Raw genomic sequence first — 16925 nt, 5'->3', positions numbered from 1 at the left:
ACCGAAGCCGTACACCCCGCATATGGTTGGGTGCCATCGCACCCGATCGGACCGCTGCTACGGTCGGATTCATGACGCTCTCGGTCTCTGCGGCTCGTTCCATCGATCTACGAGTCGAGCCAGTCGATGAAGTTCTTGATCGTGTCGAACGGTCTCTCCAGGTGCACTTCGCTCAAGCCACGATGGTGCGCAAGCGTCGCTCGGTGGGGGTACGCACAGATCGCGACTCCTGGGTCCGGATTGAGCGTCGGCCGCTGGAAAGGATCGGCGACCAAGGCTGGAACGGCACCGAGTGCGCGGAGCATCTAGAAGGCATCGCCCGGCCCACGTGGCAGGGGGGTGTGGTCTGGCGGGATGCGGACGAGCCGGTGATGTGGCGGGCCGACGAGACCGAGCTCCTGCCGGGAGCGCCGATCGGCACCGCCATCCTGGGCGAGGACCCGCAACTGTCTGATGCGTGGTGGAAGGCATTCACCACCTCGATGGACGCACTCGCGACGCAGGAGACGAGGCGCATCGCGACGCCGGATACCGTCACCATCACGCAGGCCCTCGTCACCGAGTCCATTCGCAGCACGTTCTCCGACGGTTTCGACACGACCATCGAGCACTGGGTGCCGGCCCACGCTGATCTGAACTGGGCCAACATGACCGCGCCGACGTTCTGCCTCTTCGACTGGGAGGACTGGGGCAATGCGCCGCAAGGGCTCGACTCGGCGTCACTGTGGGGCAGTTCCCTTGCCGTTCCGGCTCTAGCCGATCGCGTCTGGCACGAGCGCAGGCGCGACTTCGAGAGCCGGGACGGCAAGTTGATGACGCTGTTCGTGTGCTCGAAGCTCTTGGGTCCGGATGTGCACCTGGAGGACCCTCGGCTTAAGCCTGCTCGGCGCGTGGCGGAGCAGATCATCGCGGAGCTTCAGACGGGGTGACGACGCAGCCGGTCCCGAAGGAGGTTCCGGTACTGCTGGATCGCCCGCTCGTCGTTCTCACCGGCCAGGGCGTCTATCAGGTCGCTCAGGTGGGCGGGGTCGTCGGTTCCCACGGCAAGCGCGCCGACCTTGGGGAGCTCGTAGGCAGCTCGGAAGGCGGCCTGCGTGCGGGAGAGTCCAGCACCGTCCCGAAGGAGGACGCGGGGGTCGATCCGGTCCCACACCGGCGCGTTCGTGCTGCCTCCGAAGGGGCTCATGCCCCACACCATGCTTTGGTCCAGGCCCCATGACGCGGCGACCGCATCCGCCGCATCGAGCGTCCTGATGCCGACCAGCAGGCCGGCGCGGACCATGAAGACGGATGGCCTTGGTGTGGTCGCGTCGATCAGACCTTGCATCGGTGACGGGTTCCAGGACGCAACCCCCCAGGCTCCACACAGCCCGTGCGTTGTTGCCTCCTCAAGGGTGGCGCATGCCTGGGTCAGGGACTCGCGCCCCCGAGCGGGGCCTTCGTGGAGCGAGTGTTCCGGGTTGTGCAGGAACACCACATACGGCTCGCATCCGAGAACCCGGGCCGCCTCCTCAACGGCCCCGTATAGCCGCCGCGGCTCCAGGGAGTGCTCCGCCCCGCCTGGCGCCGAGAAGTAGCCGACCTTCGTGGACAGCCTGAACTTCGGCAGCAGGTCGCCGGCCATCCGTGCCAGCACCTCGTGCGAGTGGAAGCCGAGGTAGTTCGTACTGGTGTCGATCGCGGTGACACCGAGGTCCAGTGCCCCGGTCAGGAGGCGGCGCTCGTGACGAGACCGGTGTAGCCCGAGGACAATTCGGGGGTCAGCGTCGCGCATATCTCCTCCTTCACCAGGATCTCGGCGACCTCCGCTACATCCGTCCCGACAACGGCTGCCGCCTGCCGCAGGGGGACCGGCTTGCCGCTCAGCAGCAAGCGCAGTGCGGGTACGGCCTTGGCCGCGAGGGTGAGCTTCTTCCCCGAGACCATGACCTCGACCGTTTCGTCGTTCTCCCTCATCTGCGGCGGGAAGTGGGTGGTGCACACCACGGCGTCGAGCGGGCCGAGGACGTCGAGGAAGGGCACGTGTCGGGGCAGCGTCGTCGCCTGCTCGTACGCGGCCAGGAAGTCGGCCGGGGACCGCTCCCCGATCAGCTGACTGGCCGCGGTGGCCAGGGCTTCGGTGTTGCTCCCGTGCGCGCGGCCCAGGTCATGCCGGAAGACTTCACGCTCGCGGCACCAGTCGGCCAGCCAGGCCATCCAGCTCGCTCCTGTGCGCTGGGTGATCCCGAACGTGACGTGCAGGCTGTTCCCTGATCCGTGGCCGTTGCGGGTCGCCTGGTGCCAGTGGCCTCGGGGGATGTGCATCACGTCGCCGGTCTTCATCACCCCCGCCCAGACGATCTCTTCGGACGGGGTGGTGTTGGGGTCGGCGTCGCGGTACATGGGCGCATTGCGGGAGGTACCGCGTACTTCCCACTCCTTCTCACCGGCGAGTTGGACGATCAGCACGTCATGGTCGTCCCAGTGCAGCGGGAAGCCCGAAGCGTCGTTCGTCGTCAGGTACGCGTTGACCTGCACGCGCTCGCGTGACCACCACTGCAGCGCCCGGCAGGCGACCTCCATCGTCGGGTCGAAGACGTTGGCTTGATCGAGGATGAGCGTCGCACCCTCCTCCAGCAGCCTGCCCAGACTGCGCATGTTGACCATGGGGACGCTTTGGCCCCGAGGGCTGACCGTGTCGGTGTAGTAGATGGCTGGGTGGACTTCGTCGCCCTTCTGGAAACACCGGAACTGGGGGCGGTTCAGGCTCCTGCGCATGGCGATGTCGAGCAGGCGGTTCGGAGTCAGGATGCGGGAGACGAGGGTGGGGTCGTCGATACTTCCCCGCACGAAGCCTTTGCCGAGCTCGTCCACTCCCTTCCACCCGAGTGCCGTCTCGATGGCGTTGATCAACTGGTGTTCCATCACTGCCTCCTCATGAGTACGAGCACGTGGCACGGCCGCGGCGGGGGCAGCCCTGGCGGACCGAGCGGCCCCCGCCGCCTGGTGCTATTCGGTGTCGGTCAGGTTGCCGTCACCGCCCGGCCACGGAGAATCGCCGGAACTGCCCTGGTTGTCGGACCGTAGGCTGTCGTACCGGTCGTGCACGGCGGTCAGCTCTTCCACCGCCACCAGAAGGCCGCTCTGGGCCGGGGGCGATGTTGTCTTCTCTGCCACCTCGTGCTCCTTCCTCTTCGGTTCCCCCGCCGGGTCTCCGGCGGGAAGTCAGGGCCGCCCTCACGGCCGTGGGGAATACGGAGTACGCAAGGGCGGCGATCAGCGAGCAGCTCGGCGGGTTGCGGTGGGCAAGGCGCCTGAGTCCTTGCGCATGTTGGCCTGCAGGACGCGCTGGTCCAGCTCATACAGGTAGGCGCGGCAGGCGAAGACCGCGGTGTGCATTCCGCTGGATTGCACGGGGCCGATCCACGTCACCTCGACGTCATCGCGTCCGCACCAGAGCCAGCATTCGCTATGTGGCTGCCAGGCGTGGCGACTGGGCGGTGGTGCAGCGCGGCGATGATGGGCCCTCCTCCGTGAACCACCGCGTTGGTGATGAGCTCGGAGGCAACCAGTCGGATGGTGTCGGCTGTCTCGTCATCGAGAGGGACATCCCACGCACGCACCTGGTCAATGACCTCGCGCCGGGCGGCAGATACCTCTCCGTGCGTACCCGCAAGAACGAGACGAGTGACGAGTGTGGGCATGACGGACGCCTCCAAAGACCTGGGGAGCGGCTCCATCCCCGAGGGAGGACAAAGGGATGGAGCCACCGAACTGGGGAGCCGTCCGCAAAAGTCCTGTGCCTGTGGCACCTGGTCGGCTGATACTCAGTCAACGGCTCCAGCGTGCTAGCACGGAACGTTTCTGGGGGGTTTCTCTTGGGGACGCCCCTCCATGCGCACACACGCCGCGTAGTCGCCGAGCTACGGCGGAGCGGGAATACACAGGAGCGATGACGTGCCTGGTGAGCCGTTAGCAGTCCACCCACTGACCTTCGTCCGCCAGTCGCGCGGCTGGGGGAAAGCCGAGCTGGCCCGACTCATGCAGGCGCGAGGCCGGGAAATGGGCCTCCCCTTGGCGACCAACCGCACCACCATGTGGAAGTGGGAGCATGGCCAGGAACCGGACGCCGACGCGCAACGCGTCCTCGCCGACCTGCTGCACATCCCGTACGAACAGGCTCAGGCCGAGGGATGGCCGCGATGGCTCCCCGTATGGGGGGTCACCGGTCTCACTGCTCCCTGGACGGAGGCCGGTACCGTCGAGGCACTGGCTGATCTGGTGGGGAGTGGCCGCATGGACCGTCGGGGGTTTCTCACCATCACCGGCGTCGCCCTGACAGGGCTGGCAGCAAGCTGGGCGGAGGCGCCCTCTGCCTTCGCATCCGCTCTCAACGGCGACCGCGTCACCGACACGATGGTCTCTACGATCGAGCAGCGCATCAGCACCCTCCGCACGCTCGACGACCAACTCGGAGGTGCCCGGCTCCTGGAGCAGGCACGCGGTGACCTCGCCCTGATCAGTGGCCTGTTGACCGCCGGCCGATACACGGACGAGATCCGCATCCGCCTCTACGCGCTAGCGGCCCGCGTATCGCACCTGACCGGCTGGATGGCCTACGACGCCGGGCTGCGATCCGCCGGACAGCGCTACTACATCGGGGCCATGCGCAGTGCCCGCACCGCCGGAGACGACGCCTTCGGAGCCTTCGTACTGGCGGAAATGGGAGTCCACGTCTCCGAAGCCGGAAGGACCACAGACCGAGTCGGCCTCATCTCGACCGCCCTCGACAACGCCCCTCGCACACTGTCGCCCTTCACTCAGTCCTTCCTCTACCTGCACAAGGCCGAAGCACTCTCCCGCAACGGAGACGACCAAAGGGCCGGTACAGCACTCAACCGGGCCTCCTCCCTTTGGGAGCGCCACACAGTGGAAGAGAACCCGGACTGGCTCGGCTGGTTCGGAGAGGCCCAACTGAAGTCCACCGAAGGCAAAGTTCTCTTGCGCATAGGACAGTTAGAGCGCGCGACACGCTCACTGGAGACCTCCGTCAAACAGGCCACGCCTCGGGACAAGGCCGTACGCTCCAGCCGCCTGGCCGAAGCCCGTCTCGTCGGCAACGACCTCGACGGAGCCCTCGACGCCGCCAACTATGGCGTCGCGCTCCTCGAAGAGAACGTCAGCTCCGTACGTGCCCTCGACCGCCTGAAGGAGTTCTCCGGACAGCTCCAACCTCACAAGTCCGTGCCAGCCGTCCGCGAGTTCCGCGAGCGCCTCCAGGCGGTGCCCGATGCAGCTTGATCGATACGGGGCTGCCCACTCCGAAGGAGCCCCCGCGCAGCAAGCCGCCGGAATGCCAGGATGGGCCGCATGACGACGATCAACGGTGAGGTCGCGGCCGGGTTCGAGCCAGTGCGTGAGGCGTTCGAGGCGAACCTTGAGGAGCACCGAGACATCGGCGCCGCGGTGTGCGTGTACCAGGGCGGTCGGCCGGTGGTGGACCTTTGGGGCGGGATAGCCGACCTCGAAACCAGTCGTCCGTGGGAGCGGGACACGCTGCAGCTGGTCTACTCAGCGACCAAGGGAGCCACCGCTACCGCAGCGCATCTGCTGGCCCAGCGCGGCGCGCTGGACCTGGACGCCCCGGTGGCCACGTACTGGCCGGAGTTCGCCGCGAACGGCAAGGCGGACATCCCGGTGCGCTGGTTGTTGTCCCACCAGGCCGGCGTGGTCGCGTTGGACCAACCGATCCCGCTGGCCGAGGCGTTGGCCTGGCAGCCCATGGTGGCCGCGTTGGCCGCTCAACGCCCACAGTGGACACCGGGCACCGCCCATGGCTATCACGGGCGGACCTTCGGCTGGCTGGTCGGCGAAGTGATCCGCCGGGTGTCCGGGCGCACGCCGGGCCGTTTCTTCGCCGACGAGATCGCCGCCCCACTGGCACTGGACTTCTTCATCGGGCTGCCGGCGAGCGAACGCGACCGGGTCAGCCGGATGACGTACCGGCAACCCGAGGCCGACCTCACTACCGTGCCACAGGAAGAGATTCCCGAGGAACTCCGCGATCAGGTTGCTGCCTGGAGCGACCCGCACTCCCTCAGTAACAGGGCATTCCAGGTCACCGATCCTGCCAACATCGACTTCAACTCGCCCGAGGTGCAGGCTGCGGAACTCCCGTCCTCCAACGGCATCGGTACCGCACACAGCCTGGCCCGCATGTACGCCGCGCTGATCAGCGAGGTGGACGGCGTACGCCTTCTTACACCGGACGCCCTCGCGTCGGCTGCCAAGGAACAGGCCACTGGCATAGATCAGGTGATGGTGACGCCGAGCCGCTTCGGCTCGGGCTTCATGCTGTCCACCGAGGCCAACCCCATGATCGGCCCCACCTCCTTCGGCCACACCGGCCGAGGCGGCTCACTCGGCTTCGCCGACCCTGAACACGGGATCGCATTCGGCTACGCGATGAACCACATCATCAGCGGTTCCGACGACGTACGTGCGACATCGCTGGTTGACGCAGTACGAAGGTCCCTGGGGTAACTGAACTGCCGTTCAGAGACCCCACCACTCTTGGCTCCACCGCAGGTCACTACGCCCGCCTCTTCGGCAGCGCTGGAGTACCCGCCCTGCGGGAACTGGAGCGACGGGCAGGCGCGCAAAGCCGCTTCCGCGACGGTGGCGTCGATCGCGTACCCGTGTCCGTGCAGACGGCGCCCTTGAGCAGTTGTGCCGCCGCCTTGGCCACTGTCTCCGTGACCGGCTCCACCTTGACCCGGGAGAGCGCCCATTGCAGTCGGGCCGGATTCACCCTGGCGTGGCTCACCTCCGCGATGGTGTTGGCGCTGACGACGAGGTCCGCTCGCATGTCGTGGAGCACCTGGAACATCGCCAGAACCTTCCGGTCCTGCGCCACTCAGGCCGACAGCCCTTCGTCGTCCAGGACGACGGTCTCAATGTGCCCGCTCACGCGCCGCTCGCGCCACCGGCGGCCTGTGTCGTACCGAAGATCCGCGCCCGCGCCTCGGCCAACTCTTCCGCACTGAAGGCCCCGTGCTCATCTGTGTGGCTACGCAGGTCGGCCACCAAGAGTTGGTGCCGGATCTGCCTGGCGACCGCTGCGGCCACGTAGCCGGAGATGTTGTCCGTGATCTTCTTCAGCTCTGCCACCTGCTCGGTGGGGAGGGTCACTATGATGCGGGTGGTGTCAGCCATGGCGACAAGCATTCGCCAGTATGCGCGCCATTTCTCCCCTGTTTCCCGCAGTCGGCCCGGTCAGTGGCAATCGGGGCGACTGGCCCTTCGAGCAGCAGCTCAGCTGGGCAGTTGTACGACGCGCCAGTTCAGCGGGTCCAATGCGGTATGCCTCGATCCATTGCGCGCCCTCGGGGGCGGGTTCCGGCAGCGGCAGGTCCACAATTCCGATGTTTTGTCGGGCCGTCCCCCGGGCGCAGCGTGCGACCACGCGTGCGTCCTCGGCCAGATCGACGCCGACCACGCTCACCTCGACGCCGAGAACAGTCGTGGTGAACGGCACGACAAGGCTCTCCTCGATCATCGTGAAGAAGCCGGTGAGCTGCTCATCCTCGCCGTAGGCGTCGCGGGTGGCCTCTTCGATCAACGCCTCCAGCGCGGCTGGGGCCCAGGTGCTCATGGCCTCACCGTAGCGCTGCACCGTACGGTTGAGGACCGGTGTGTTCAGCAGCGGCGTATCCGTTGCGGCGCCGTCGCCGTCGGCCAAACCAAGGCTCGCGGTTGCCAGCTTGTGACGTTGCCTGGTGGGGTTCGGTAGTGAGCGGCCCAGGGGGAGGGTCCGGCAAGCGACAGGGCGGAAGAGAGTGGCACGAGTCGTCGTACGAGAGCCGAGTACGGGCGCGGGGAGCGGACCGCCGCTGGCCCGGCAGGGAACATCCGCCTTCGTGAGGGAGCTGCTCGGCGTCGGCTGGGCGGCGGTGTTTCTGCCCGGTGAGCCCGCCCGCCTTGGGCGGCTGCTGCTGTGGAAGCCGACCGGGGCAGCAGCCGGAGACAGTATGGCGCCCACCGGCCTTGAGACCGAGGTGGTGGAGCTGGTCCTGCCGCACGGCCGCTCGGTCAGGCGGCGCAGGGTCGAGGGGTACGCGCTGCCTGTCGCCGTCGCTGTCTCCGCCCTGACCCATGCCGAGCCGACGCATCCTTCCGGCGCCGCCTGGCAGGCCGCCACTCGCTTCGCGCTGCGACTGCTCGCCGACGGCCGCTTCCACCCGGCCCTCACCCCCGCCGGTTACGACACCTGGCAGGTGGGACCTTGCACCGCCGCCCAGCGCCAAACGCTGGACGCCCTGGCCGCCGCCTTCCCGCCACACGCACACTGCCTGCCCGAGCCTGGCCCTGCTCCGCTGCGGATCGCCGAACCGGCTGCGCTGGTACGCCAGTTCTGCGACGCGGTCGCCGATGATCTGGTCCGTACGCCGGCCGCACCGCTCGCCATGGGAGCGCTGCCGTATGCCTGGCGCGAGCCCCGCGCCGTGCCCACCTTGCGTGAATGGGCCGAGGAAACCCAGGCGGCGCTCACCGCCGAGGTCAGTGTCTCCCTGCGCGTAGACGTACCCGAGGGACGCCGACGGCAGTTCCGGACCGTCCTGCAACTGCACACCGCGGCGGACCCGGCGCTCGTCATCGAGGCCGCACGACTGTGGAGCGAGCCGACCGAAGTGGAGCGGCTACTCGGCCCACGCGCCGAGACCGAGACCCTTCTCGCCCTGCGCCGCGGCGCCCGCGCCTGGCCCCCGCTGCGGAGGTTGCTCGACGATGCCGCTCCCGATCAGCTCCGGTTGACCGACGACGAAGCCTTCGATCTCCTCGGGGACGCCACGGACGTGCTGCGCGCGGCCGGTGTCGCCGTGCACTGGCCGCGCGGCCTGGTCAAGGCGCTCACCGCGACCGCGGAGATCGGGCAGCGCACCGCCCCCGGTTCCACCACAGGCGGCCTACTGGACGCCGAGGCCCTCCTCGACTTTCGCTGGCAGCTCTCCCTCGGCGGCGAGCCTCTCACCGAGGCCGAGATGGATGCTCTCGCAGAGTCACGCCGTCCCCTCGTTCGGCTTCGCGACCAGTGGGTGGTCGCCGGCCCGAAGCTGGTGGCCCGCGCCAAGCGCCGCCGGATGGAACCACTCACCCCCATGGAGGCGTTGAGCGCCGCCCTGACCGGCGAGGCCGAGCGAAGCGAGATGGGGGTCCCCCCGGCCGGAGGCTGGGGAAGGGACGGTGACCGGGTCCCCTGTGCGGCGGTCGGCGCGTTCGGCGACTTGGTCGCTCGTATCCGCGACCCCGAGTCCCGCACGCCCGTGCCCCAGCCCGCCGCCCTCAAGGCCACGTTGCGCGAGTACCAGAAGCGGGGCCTGACCTGGTTGGCCGAGATGTGCGCACTCGGCCTTGGCGGCTGTCTCGCCGACGACATGGGCCTGGGCAAGACCATCACCTTGCTCGCTCTGCACCTGCACCGCCAGAGCGACCCCACCACCGCGGGCCCCACCCTTGTGGTCTGCCCGGCCTCCCTGCTCGGCAACTGGCAGCGCGAGGCCGCCAGATTCGCACCGCTCACCCCCGTACGCCGTTACCACGGCGGCGACCGCCACCTCAAGGACCTGGCCGGCGACGAGATCGTCCTGGTCACCTACGGGGTGCTGCGCCGCGACCGCGAAGTGCTTGCCGAGACAGCCTGGTCACTGGTGGCCGCCGACGAGGCCCAGCACGTCAAGAACCCCTACGCCGTCACCGCCCGCGAGCTGCGTGCCCTGCCCGCCCGCGCCCGCGTCGCCCTCACCGGCACCCCCGTGGAGAACAACCTCTCCGAGCTGTGGGCACTGCTCGACTGGACCACCCCCGGGCTCCTCGGTTCACTCACCGCCTTCCGCGACCGGCATGCCCGCGCCATCGAGGCGGGCGAGGATTCCGAGGCAGCCGAGCGCCTGTCCCGTCTCGTACGTCCCTTCCTGTTGCGCCGCAAGAAGTCCGACCCCGGCGTCGCGCCCGAACTGCCGCCCAAGACCGAGACCGACCACGTCGTCCCGCTGACGGCCGAGCAGACCAGCCTGTACGAGGCACAGGTCCGCGAGACCATGGCGGAGATCGCGGAGTCGCAGGGCATCGCCCGACGCGGTTTGGTACTCAAGCTGCTCACCGCGCTGAAGCAGATCTGCAACCACCCCGCCCAGTATCTGAAAGAGCACAGCCTGCGTCAGCGCACTCCCCTGCGGGGCCGCTCCGGCAAGCTCGACCTGCTCGACGAACTCCTCGACACCATCACCGCCGAAGGCGAATCCGTGCTGGTCTTCACGCAGTACAAGCAGATGGCGGCCTTGCTGGAGAGGCATCTCGCCGAGCGCGGCATCCCCACTCTCTTCCTGCATGGTGCCACCCCCGTCGCGCGGCGCGAGGAGATGGTGGACCGCTTCCAGCGCGGTGAAGTGCCGGTGTTCCTGCTGTCGTTGAAGGCTGCGGGCACCGGGCTCAATCTCACCCGCGCCACTCACGTCGTGCACTACGACCGCTGGTGGAACCCGGCCGTCGAGGACCAGGCCACCGACCGCGCCTACCGCATCGGCCAGGACAAACCCGTCCAGGTGCACAAGCTCCTCGCGGAGGGAACCGTGGAGGACAAGGTAGCGAAGCTACTCGAAGCCAAGCGCGCCCTCGCCGACGCCGTCGTCGGCTCCGGCGAGGCAGCCCTGACCGAACTGTCCGACGCCGACCTCGCCGAACTCGTAGCCCTGGGGAGGCAGTCATGAGCCCCGCTGTCCCCGGCTCGCGCCGTACGCCCGCCCGCGGCGATGGGGTATCCCCTGGTCGAGCGCAGTCGAAAGCTCGGGGAAGAGCCTTCGCCGCAACCTGGTGGGGCCAGGCATGGGTGGCCGCCCTGGAGGACTCCACCCTGGACGCCGGACGGCTCTCGCGCGGACGCACCTACGCCCGCAAAGGCATGGTCGGCCCGGTCACCGTCGCTCCGGGCAAGGTCAATGCCGCTGTCCAGGGCAGCCGCCCGCGCCCGTACCGCTCCTCAGTCCACCTGCCCGTCCTCACCGACCCTCAGTGGGACACCCTGCTCGACACGATCGCGGCCCGCGCCGGACATCTCGCAGCACTTCTCGACGACGAGATGCCCGCCGAACTGGTAGACGATGCCCGGTACGCAGGCGTCCCACTGCTCCCACTGCCCACCGAACTCGACCCGGACTGCTCCTGCCCCGACTGGGGATATCCCTGCAAGCACGCCGCCGCGCTCTGCTACGCCATCGCCGCCACCATCGACACCGACCCATTCGTGCTCTTCGCGCTGCGCGGACGCGGTCGCGAGGAGGTCTTCGCCCAGCTGCGCGCCCGCCGTACAGCAGCACCGGAGACGGCCGCCCCACCGGAACCGGCCGGCATCCCGGCCGCCGCCGCGTACGCCCACTGGGCCGCAGAGCCCCCCGAGCTGCCCGAACTCCCAGAACCCGCCGCCCACACCACAGCACTGCCCATCGCCCCGCCACCCGGCACCGGCCTGGCCACCGCGGACCTGGAACGCCTCATGGCCGACGCCACCACGCGCGCCGCCCGGCTCCTCGCGGGCGACACCGCCGACCTGCACCTGACCCAGCACCAGGACGCCGTACGCATCGCCGCAAGCGACCCCGGACCCGAGTGGCTGCACCGCCTGACCCGGAACACCGGCACCAAACCCACTGTCCTCGCACGCCTCACCCGCGCCTGGCAGCACGGCGGCCCCACGGGCATCACCGTCGCCGAACAGCCCTACGCCCCCGACCCGACGGTGATGAAGGCCACCCGCACCACCCTGGACGCGGCCCTCGTCGAGATGACCGGCTCCCCCACCCACCTCAGAATCTGGCGCAACCGCCTCACCCTCACCCACGACGGCATCCAGCTGCGTCTAGGCCCCGACGCCCGCTGGTACCCCTACCTCCAGGACGAAGACGGCGAATGGTGGCCCGCGGCACCAGCCGACAGTGACCCGGTCACCGCGCTCACCGCGGCCTGGTCGCAGCACGGGGAGTGTCGCAGCACGGGGAGTTAGGAGGCGATTCCCCGCTGACCAGGAACCACGAGCAGAAGCTGAGCACACTCTCCCCCTCCGAAGTCAGGAGGGTCATGCGAGTCATCACCCAGCAGGCGCTCGGCGGTCAGTGTCCGCGATCGGCCGATCAACCGTCATCCATGAACCGTCGTCTATGAACCGTCGTCCATGAACCGGTCAGCCTGCTGGACGGCAGACCCACAAATGCCCCCGACCAAGCCCGCCACCCGCTGGCATGCCATCACTTCTTCCTCGACGAGGACGGCCGCAACAGCAACCGCACCCGACTCGTAACCGCAAAGGACATGACGAGTCTGCGGCCTTGCACATCCTGCCGGGACGCCTACGCGAAGGCAGCTACCACCGAATAGCCACCACCACATAGCGACCGCCATCGGAGCCGCCAGGGCCTGGTCGCAGTGGTGCTGCCGCCGCCAGGGAACGTCAGGTGTCTTTGAGGATCACCAACTCGCCCTTGCCGATGGGGCAAAGGGAGCTGAGGTAACCGTCCGTGGCCTCGACCAGCCGGTTGAACTCGACCAGTTGGTGGGCGTGGGAGGTTGCGTTGTCCACCACGAGCACATGGCCGTCCGCGAGAATCCGCTGCAACGCCGGCCACCAGTCCACGTACTGTTCGCGATCGCTGTCCAGAAAAATGAAGTCATACTCGCCGACCTCGCGTGACGCGATGAAGCGCCCGGCCTCGTCCGCGATCTGCTGAATACGGGTGCTGAGCCCAGCACGCTGGAAGTTTCGCTCGGCCATCGCGAGCTTGTGGGGCGCCTGTTCAACGGTGGTGACCGAACCGCCCTCGCCCACGGCGTCGGCGAGCCACAACGTCGAGTAGCCGTTCGATGTCCCGATCTCCAACACGTTTTTGGACTTGCCTGTCTTGATAAGTAGCGTGAGAAACACGCCGGTGTCGTGCGTGATGTTCAGCATCTTGTGGCTTCGCTCGTCCGCCGCCGCGTCATTGGCTTCGCCGAACGCCTCAAGGTCACGCAGCAGTTCGCTGAGCTCAGGCCGCATGTTTCGCCCTCTCTGTGTTTCATGATGGCTTACCAATCAACCAGGCCCTGTGTCGCGATGTACAGCCCAGGGAGCGGGCCGTCCCCTCGGAGGTCTTCTGGCGGTGCGGGGCGTTGGTCAGGGGCGTCGGAATGAGAATCAGCGCGGTCAGACCGTGAATCAACCCACCCACCCCACGCGCTACGACCATCAAGGTGAGGGCGGGTACGTCGAACGGCATGAGGGCCGCATCGGTCAAGAGTGGTGGCCGCCCCGTGGGTGTGCTGTTTCCAATCCGTGGGATGCGAAGCACCGCAGTGCGGCCACGACGTCGCCCTGTTCCTCCGAGTCCAGGCCATCGGGCCTTTCCTGTTCGAAGTGATCGGCGAGTTTGCTGATGTCGCTCTTGCGGTCCTCGATGTAGACGGTGCTGTCCGTCACACGCGTCGCCGCGCGATCGGTGAACTGCCCCGCGATGTCCTCGGTGACTGGGACGAAATTGATGTCGAAGGTGCCGATCTGTAGGAGGACATAGCGAGAGGCCGTCCCGACGGGTGCTCCGTTGACGAACCTGTGCTTGTTCGGGTGGGGCACCTGGAACGTCTGTCCCGGGCCAACGGTCAACACCTCATTGGTGTCGGGTAGTTCGACCGCGATCTGACCTCGCGAGCAATACATCATGTCGGACACTGCATGATGAAAATGGTAGGGAACGGCCTTGTGGTCGAGATTGAACAGGCTGACCCGCAGGCCGTCCTGATAGTGGAATTCCTTCATTTCCATGGCTCAACTCCCTTTCTCGGTACTGACCAACCCGGTACCGTCCACGGCGGCGGGCCATGGGCTGGCCGCCGTCGCGACGCCGATCCAGTCGTCGGCAACGCGCTCGGCTGCCTCGACGAATGCGGCGGCGAAATTGTGTTCGTGCTGCCAAAACCTAACGAGCGAGCCGTAGGAGGAAAGGTGCGGCGACGGAACACAGACATCACCCACCCGCTTCAGCGCCCGATATCCTCCGCGTGCGTCGAGTGCGATGCCGCCCGTCGCGTATCCCTCTTCCGCATGCGGGACGATCTCACCGCGTCCGAGGAGGCTCTGGACCAACGGCGACGGATGGTTTTCCATGCGGAAGTCCTGAGCGCTGGCACGGACCACGCAGTCTGCCCTCATCGTGGCTCGTCCGCCCTCGTCACCCTGGTAGGTGATGCGAAAACCACCGTCCTCTCCTACGGCTATGCGCGGCGCGTCATAGCCCTGCCGTACGGTCGTCAGTATTCCGGCGTCCATCAAGGCGAGGAGCTTCTCCGCGTTTGCGGCCGGCATCGGCACGGCGGTTCGAATGAAATGAGTGTCGAGGAACCGGTCATACGTGGCCTTGTCCGACGGTGCGAGGCGGCTGTAGAAACGCATCCTGCGCGCTTTCAAGGCAATGGTATGGATGAGGTTTCCGGTGTACGAGTCCTGGAGATCACTCGTGAGCTTGTCCTTGGCGCAGTGGTAGCGGGGGTTTTGCATGTCATTCCACCCTGCTGCCCCCGCGGTTGCCCGGCACAGGTCCTTGTCCAAGAGCTCCAGGATGCGCTCAATTTTCAGGTGCCCTTGGTGATCACGCCGAATCTCGGCGAGTTGGTCCTCCGTGAGGTAGTGCGGTTCGTAGGGTGCGAGTGGTCCCCGAACGGGAGAAAAGAAACCGCAGCGCGATCCGGCCACGATGCTCAGCGGCTCGTCACCGGCGCGCACCGCCGGCTGATACGACGCGATGTGGCCATCGTGGGTGTACGTGAACTCGCCTGCACCGCACAACGTCATGATGGCGTCGATGCCACTCGGCCCCATTCCCTGCACGAATACCCGAGGCCGCTCATCACGCGCGCATCGCGACTGGATGTGCTCGGCGACGGCAGCTTGCATCGCGTCCGGTGGATAGGGTGACGCGATGTATCCACCGTGTCCGGACAGGGCGTCGGTCGCCTTGGACTGCCAGTGCCCGGTACTCAGCAGTACGCGGTCGAACCCGTCCACGGTGAACTGACGGCCGGTCTTCAGGTCACGAAGGCAGACGGCGAAGCCCTGCTCCGTCGGGTAGCCGTCGATGGCGTCGTGGCCTACGTACTGCTGAACATCGATGCCGTGCGTGCGGGCCCGCTTGACGGTCTCCTGGAACCGCTCTTCGAGATATCTGCCGAACAGTGCGCGCGGGTAGAACTCACCGTCATCCGGCTGCCAATCGCCGAGGTCGATTCCGGGGTGGGTCTCCAGGACCAGTTCCGGATCATCTTTGATGAGCCTCGGTTTGCTTTCGAACAGCCAATCGACGAAGTCATTACCGTGTATGCCCATGGTGCCCGCCTCGTTGTTGCACCGATGCGGGAGCTGAACGTTGCCTTTCGCATACGGATATCCCGGCCCATTCACTGGCCCCCGCTCCACCGTGACGATGGTGATAGCCGAGGGCCCGAGCGAGAGTGTGCGGCGTGGATCGGTGAGTCGCTGCACCACATGCCACAGCGCGCAGGTACCTGCGAAGCCGGTGCCGATGATGCCATATGCGCTGGTTCCTGTTCCTGTCATGTTGGCATTCAGGTCAGGTCTCCAAGCGGGCGAGAGCTTGCCTGATACGTGTCCCGGCCTTGCTGACGAGCACACCCGTCCGGCCGCAGTTGATCCGTACGGAATGGCGCAGGAAATCGCCCTCTGCGAAGTGACTACCGCAGATGGTGGCCACCTTGGCCTCGGCCAGCAGAAATTGATCGGCAGTGTCGTAGCCGTGCTTTTGGTAGGCATCGGCGTAGCTCGAAAAATCGACGAAGAGGAAGTAACCCCCTTGAGCCGGGCTGATTTTCAAGGAGCGGATCGCGTCGAGTTCGCGCAGCATGGTCTTCAGGTGGCTGCGTGCGGCCTGCGCTCTGGTGGTTGCCACCTCGTCCAGGTCCGGCTGCAACGCGATGTGCGTAGCGATCTGGCCGTACGTGGACGCGAAGGAGGTGAGATTGACCTGGGCGCGCGCCGCTGCGTCCACGACGTGCGGCGGACCGCAGAGGTATCCGATCCGATCACCGTGCATGCCGTACGTCTTGCCTGGCCCGGTCACCGCCACCGTCCACGGCCGCATGGAGCAGCGGCTACCGTCAGCGAGCGGAACGTCGATAGCGGAGAACGTCGTGGCGCGGACCCCCACGATATGGGCCTCGTAGGGAGAGTCGAACAGGATGTAGAGCGGGCTTTCGCCGCGGGACTCGCGCCGTACATTGTGTCGGGCGACGACGGCGGCCAGCGCCGACAGTTCCTCGGTCGAGTAGACCTTGCCCGTCGGGTTGATGCAGTCGCCCAGCACGACGATCTTGGTGCGCTCCGTCAGCGCTGCCTCAAGATCGGGCGCCGTAAGACCATCGTGCGCCGTGACCAGGACGGTCTTCGGGATAGCTTCGTGTAGCCGCACCATGTCCGAGTAGTGCGGCCAGTTGGGCACGGGGATCACGACTTCGTCGCCTGGGTTGAGCAGGGTGTGGAAGGTGACTGAGATCGCACCCTTCACCCCGCCCGGCGTGACCATGATTTCGCTGTCGGGGTCGTACGCGATTCCGTGCAGCCGAGCCACTCGCGCGGCCACGGACGTTAAAAGGAAGGGGAACCCTTTGACGGGCGCGAACGCGTGGATCGTGGCGGAGTGCTTCTCCACGAACTCGATCACGCCGCGATCGATCCGGGGGTCGGTCGGTGTATCGAGTGCGCCAATGCTGAGGTCGATGATCTGGTCGTCATCGGCGAGCCCCTGATTGAGTGCGGCGATCTTTGCCGCGGTGCCGTGAGTCACCGATTCCGAGATACTCAGGACGGCATCGGAAATGCCGTGATTTTTCTGCACGGTCGGCCAAGTCACCTC

The 16925-nt window shown here is 67.1% G+C and carries 16 protein-coding genes and 1 pseudogene; 5 read left to right on the top strand and 12 right to left on the bottom strand.

Annotation, left to right across the window (positions count from 1 at the left end; all coding sequences use genetic code 11):
• Positions 1-71: 71 nt before the first annotated feature.
• The gene (locus tag FHS42_RS06655; RefSeq protein ID WP_184569639.1) at positions 72-929 is read left to right on the top strand and encodes a hypothetical protein; all 858 of its coding nucleotides are present in this window, start codon (positions 72-74) and stop codon (positions 927-929) included.
• Here the strand turns inward: FHS42_RS06655 and FHS42_RS06650 are convergent.
• The 5 genes from FHS42_RS06650 to FHS42_RS36640 all read right to left on the bottom strand — a co-directional run bounded on the left by FHS42_RS06650 (position 917) and on the right by FHS42_RS36640 (position 3683).
• The gene (locus FHS42_RS06650; protein WP_184569637.1) at positions 917-1774 is read right to left on the bottom strand and encodes an aldo/keto reductase; all 858 of its coding nucleotides are present in this window, start codon (positions 1772-1774) and stop codon (positions 917-919) included. The two genes, FHS42_RS06655 and FHS42_RS06650, sit on opposite strands and share 13 nt — an antisense overlap.
• Positions 1708-2904: a JmjC domain-containing protein gene (locus FHS42_RS06645; RefSeq protein ID WP_184569629.1), complete on the bottom strand. Its 1197-nt coding sequence runs from the start codon at positions 2902-2904 to the stop codon at positions 1708-1710. Before FHS42_RS06645 ends, FHS42_RS06650 begins: the two co-directional genes overlap by 67 nt.
• An 84-nt stretch (positions 2905-2988) precedes the next feature.
• Complete coding sequence (locus FHS42_RS06640; RefSeq protein ID WP_184569867.1) at positions 2989-3156, bottom strand: hypothetical protein; 168 nt, start codon at positions 3154-3156, stop codon at positions 2989-2991.
• Positions 3157-3255: 99 nt separating this feature from the next.
• Complete coding sequence (locus FHS42_RS36645; RefSeq protein WP_246494238.1) at positions 3256-3393, bottom strand: hypothetical protein; 138 nt, start codon at positions 3391-3393, stop codon at positions 3256-3258.
• Between the two features lie 14 nt (positions 3394-3407).
• Positions 3408-3683, bottom strand: coding sequence for an ATP-binding protein (locus FHS42_RS36640; protein WP_246494236.1), 276 nt, complete (start codon positions 3681-3683; stop codon positions 3408-3410).
• Between the two features lie 253 nt (positions 3684-3936).
• On the opposite strand from FHS42_RS36640, the gene FHS42_RS06630 reads away from it, so the two are divergent.
• Positions 3937-5280: an NsdA family TPR-like regulatory protein gene (locus FHS42_RS06630; protein WP_184569627.1), complete on the top strand. Its 1344-nt coding sequence runs from the start codon at positions 3937-3939 to the stop codon at positions 5278-5280.
• 69 nt (positions 5281-5349) lie between these two features.
• On the top strand, positions 5350-6522 hold the full coding sequence (locus FHS42_RS06625; protein ID WP_184569625.1) for a serine hydrolase domain-containing protein: 1173 nt from the start codon (positions 5350-5352) through the stop codon (positions 6520-6522).
• A gap of 113 nt (positions 6523-6635) precedes the next feature.
• Here the strand turns inward: FHS42_RS06625 and FHS42_RS06620 are convergent.
• The 3 genes and pseudogenes from FHS42_RS06620 to FHS42_RS06610 all read right to left on the bottom strand — a co-directional run.
• A pseudogene (locus tag FHS42_RS06620) lies at positions 6636-6895 on the bottom strand (DNA-binding protein); the annotation flags it as partial.
• A 50-nt stretch (positions 6896-6945) separates the two neighbouring features.
• Complete coding sequence (locus FHS42_RS06615; RefSeq protein WP_184569623.1) at positions 6946-7194, bottom strand: hypothetical protein; 249 nt, start codon at positions 7192-7194, stop codon at positions 6946-6948.
• Positions 7187-7633 (bottom strand): calcium-binding protein, encoded by a 447-nt coding sequence (locus tag FHS42_RS06610; RefSeq protein ID WP_246494235.1) that lies wholly within the window; start codon positions 7631-7633, stop codon positions 7187-7189. The genes FHS42_RS06615 and FHS42_RS06610 overlap by 8 nt, the downstream gene beginning before the upstream one ends.
• Positions 7634-7898: 265 nt before the next feature.
• On the opposite strand from FHS42_RS06610, the gene FHS42_RS06605 reads away from it, so the two are divergent.
• Together FHS42_RS06605 and FHS42_RS06600 are read left to right on the top strand one after the other, a co-directional pair.
• On the top strand, positions 7899-10745 hold the full coding sequence (locus FHS42_RS06605; RefSeq protein ID WP_184569840.1) for an SCO1167/SCO6262 family helicase: 2847 nt from the start codon (positions 7899-7901) through the stop codon (positions 10743-10745).
• On the top strand, positions 10742-12034 hold the full coding sequence (locus FHS42_RS06600; RefSeq protein ID WP_221476121.1) for an SWIM zinc finger family protein: 1293 nt from the start codon (positions 10742-10744) through the stop codon (positions 12032-12034). The genes FHS42_RS06605 and FHS42_RS06600 overlap by 4 nt, the downstream gene beginning before the upstream one ends.
• A 444-nt stretch (positions 12035-12478) precedes the next feature.
• Here the strand turns inward: FHS42_RS06600 and FHS42_RS06595 are convergent, their stop codons facing one another.
• The 4 genes from FHS42_RS06595 to FHS42_RS06580 all read right to left on the bottom strand — a co-directional run bounded on the left by FHS42_RS06595 (position 12479) and on the right by FHS42_RS06580 (position 16922).
• Positions 12479-13063 carry an O-methyltransferase gene (locus FHS42_RS06595; RefSeq protein WP_184569622.1) on the bottom strand — a complete coding sequence of 195 codons (585 nt, stop codon included), beginning with the start codon at positions 13061-13063 and terminating at the stop codon, positions 12479-12481.
• Positions 13064-13297: 234 nt separating this feature from the next.
• Positions 13298-13825, bottom strand: coding sequence for a pyrimidine/purine nucleoside phosphorylase family protein (locus FHS42_RS06590; protein WP_184569620.1), 528 nt, complete (start codon positions 13823-13825; stop codon positions 13298-13300).
• Positions 13826-13828: 3 nt separating this feature from the next.
• The gene (locus FHS42_RS06585) at positions 13829-15613 is read right to left on the bottom strand and encodes an FAD/NAD(P)-binding protein (protein WP_184569618.1); all 1785 of its coding nucleotides are present in this window, start codon (positions 15611-15613) and stop codon (positions 13829-13831) included.
• A 13-nt stretch (positions 15614-15626) separates the two neighbouring features.
• Complete coding sequence (locus FHS42_RS06580; RefSeq protein WP_221476120.1) at positions 15627-16922, bottom strand: pyridoxal phosphate-dependent aminotransferase; 1296 nt, start codon at positions 16920-16922, stop codon at positions 15627-15629.
• Positions 16923-16925 lie beyond the last annotated feature (3 nt).

The organism is Streptomyces zagrosensis (assembly GCF_014203645.1).
Classification (GTDB): domain Bacteria; phylum Actinomycetota; class Actinomycetes; order Streptomycetales; family Streptomycetaceae; genus Streptomyces; species Streptomyces zagrosensis.
The sequence above is the reverse complement of the archived record's forward strand: the minus strand, read 5'-3'. Positions and strand labels throughout refer to the sequence as shown.